This is a genomic window from Kribbella sp. (assembly GCF_035655035.1).
Taxonomy (GTDB): Bacteria; Actinomycetota; Actinomycetes; order Propionibacteriales; family Kribbellaceae; genus Kribbella.
Map to the genome: position 1 here is coordinate 1 of NZ_DASRVN010000710.1, position 2,575 is coordinate 2,575.

The following is a 2,575-nucleotide window of genomic DNA, read 5'->3' on the forward strand; positions in this document are numbered from 1 at the left end:
ATGGTGGACATGGCGATCTTCCGGTTGAACCACGCGGTGTTGTACGTACGTGACGTCGAGGCGAGTGTCGCGTTCTACCGAGACGTGCTCGGTTTCGGGTACACCGAGACCGGCGACGCGATCCCCGGCGCGGCGTTCCTGCGCGCGCCCGGGTCGACCAACGACCACGACCTCGGCCTGTTCCAGATCGGCTCCCAGGCCGGTCCGTCGGGCGCCGGACGGACGAGCGTCGGGCTGTACCACCTGGCGTGGGAGGTCGACACCCTCGGCGACCTCGAGTCGGTGGCCAACGCGCTGAGCGCGGCCGGTGCGCTGGTCGGCGCGTCCGACCACGGCACCACCAAGTCCCTGTACGGCAAGGACCCCGACGGCCTGGAGTTCGAGATCGTCTGGATCATCCCGGCCGACCTGCTCACCGACGAGGACCGGAACAAGACGGGCATCTCCCGGCTGGACCTCCCCACCGAACTGGCCAAGTACGGCCGCGACGCGCGCAGTGGGGTCGGGATCTCCCGGGTGCACTGACGACAGGAGGTGTCCCGCGATTCGGGCGCCTTCGCGGCGGGCTCAGGCGGGCGAGGGGATGTACGTACACGGCTACTTACTGTCGTGAGCGCCGACAATCCCGGCGGCGGTGCGCAGCGAAGTGGCCAGGACGGTGAGGACCGGGTTGACGCCGCCGTTGGTGACGTGGACCGAGGCGTCGGCGATCCACAGGTTGTCGTGGCCCCAGACGCGGCCATTCGGGTCGGTGACCGAGCGGGCCGGGTCGTCGCCCATCCGGCACGTCCCGGCCTGATGCTGTCCGGTGCTCGGGTGTCCGAGACTCCCGAGCTCACCGGCTGAGGTCCGGGCCGCGCCCGCCTCCGTCAGCCAGGCCTCGGCCTTGGCGCTCATGAAGCGGTGCGCACGAGCATCCTCGGGGTGGATCGACCCGCTCGTCACCACCACCGGGTTTCCGTACCGGTCGACGACGGACGGATCGACGCGCACCCGGGACTCCGCCGACGTCACCTCCTGGATCGGCCCGACGACTCGAAGCATCCGCCGTACGGCGTGCCTCATCGCCTGCAGGCTCTCCGAACCGGCCGTCGGGATCAGCCCGGCCGCCGTCAGGTAGTCGTACGTCGCCGCGGGCGTCGGTACGAACTCGTTGGCGAGCATCCCGCCGCCGACGATCCCGTCGTTGCCGTGCCGGAAGTCGCAGGTCGCGATCGACACACCGGGCCCGACGAGATCGGCCACCTCGTCGTCGAACAGCCCGACGGCACCGGCGTACACATGGGCCTGCAGGTGCCGGCCGACCTGGTCCTGGTTGTTGCCGATTCCATCAGGCTCGCCGTCGTGCGCGCTGTTCAGCAACAACCGCGGCGTCTCCGAGGCGCCCGCGGCAACGACCACCTCGTCGCACAGCACTGTCCTCCGTCCGCCTGCGCCGACCAGTGCGACGCCGACGACCCGTCCGGCCGTGTCTGTGACGAGGCGTTCGGCGGTGGTCTCGACGACGAGGGTGCAGTTCCCGGTCGCGAGCGCGACGGGCAGCGCGGTGTTGTGCGTTCCGCTCTTCGCCTCGACCGGGCAGGCGAATCCGACGCACTGCCCGCACCGGACGCAACCCGAGCGCCCCTGGTAGTCGACGGAGTTGATCAGCAGCGGTACGTCGAGCGTGCCCCACCCGAGTCGCTCGGCGGCACCCGCGAGTACCTGAGCCGCGAAGGTCCGCGGGAGCGGTGGCATCGGCAGCGGGATCGACCGCGGCCCGTGCCACGGGTCCGTACCGCCGCCGCTGACCCCGAACCGCTGTTCCGCCAGCGAGTAGTACGGCTCCAGGTCGTCGTACGAGATCGGCCAGTCCGCGAGCGAGCTGCCCTCCGGTACGCCGTACGTCGTGGCCATCCGGAAGTCCCGCGGCACGAACCGCCAGGCCTGCGCGCCGTACACCCGGGTGCCGCCGCCGACCGTGAACGCGTTGTTCCCCCACGCGCCGTCGGACGGGAGCACCTGCTGCCGTACGCCGTCCACGATCGCGACTCGCGGCCGCCCGGCCGGATCCGGATCGGTCGGCGCCGGCAGGCCGAGCGAGGACCGCGGGTTCCGCAGGTGGTCGTGCCCGAGCGACTCCGTCGACGGGTAGCTGCCCAGCTCGACGACCAGCACCGAGCGTCCCGACTCCGCGAGTACCTCAGCCGCCGCGCCACCTCCGGCGCCCGACCCGATCACCACACAGTCGTACCGCTCCGCGATCGCGTCCCACGGTGTCACCGTCAGCTCGGTGTGGACCGCGGCGTACTCCCCCGTCCGCCACCCCACGCGCTCCCAGGCCGCGGGCTCCGCGTAGTACCCCTGCGCAACCAACCGTGTCAGCCAGTCCCGATCACCGCCGGACAGTGCCCGCTCTACGCGTCCGATCCAGTCCGGCCGGTCCTCCGTCAGCACCCGCTCGACGAACGCGACCGCCGCCCGCTGCCATCCCTCCCCCGGCACCACCGACTCCGCCAACCGCTCGAGCTCACTCCGCTGCTGCTCAGACAGGTGCACGACGAAATCCTTTCACGCACTACCGTTTGGCGCATGG

At 71.1% G+C, this 2,575-nt stretch carries 2 protein-coding genes; one reads left to right on the plus strand and one right to left on the minus strand.

All coding sequences use genetic code 11. The annotated features are described in order from the left end of the window. Positions 1–525, plus strand: a 525-nt coding sequence (locus VFF46_RS36815; RefSeq protein WP_325041893.1) for a VOC family protein, incomplete at its 5' end; no start/stop codon positions are given. 72 nt (positions 526–597) lie between these two features. On the opposite strand, the gene VFF46_RS36820 is transcribed toward VFF46_RS36815, so the two are convergent. After that, the gene (locus VFF46_RS36820) at positions 598–2,538 is read right to left on the minus strand and encodes a GMC family oxidoreductase (RefSeq protein ID WP_325041894.1); all 1,941 of its coding nucleotides are present in this window, start codon (positions 2,536–2,538) and stop codon (positions 598–600) included. Positions 2,539–2,575 lie beyond the last annotated feature (37 nt).